Genomic DNA, 309 nt, shown 5'->3' with positions numbered 1-309 from the left:
CAGGCTCACGGCCGCCCCCAGGAAGCCGACCACGATGATCGACAGCCGGGCGAGCTTGAGGTTGCCGGTGCGCTTCAGGATGCCGTCGCTGAGGACGCCGCCGAGCGTATCCCCGACGACGCCCGCAAAGAACACGCCCGAGGCGAACAGCGCGGAGTTCTTCAGGTCGAGCCCGTAGCTCTGCTTGAAGAAGGTCGGCAGCCAGCCGAGGAACAGCCACAGGGTCCAGCCGTAGCAGAAGTAGGTCAGCGTCACCGGCAGGATGCGCTTGGTCACCCGCCCCCACGGCACCGACTGCTTCGCGCCCAC

1 pseudogene is annotated in these 309 nt (G+C 67.6%); it reads right to left on the bottom strand.

Features of this window, described 5'->3' with window-relative positions:
- Positions 1 to 309 (bottom strand): annotated as a pseudogene (locus ACLBXP_RS25580) (MFS transporter); the annotation flags it as partial.

Source organism: Methylobacterium sp. A54F, from assembly GCF_053346035.1.
This window is presented reverse-complemented; position numbering and strand designations above follow the sequence as displayed.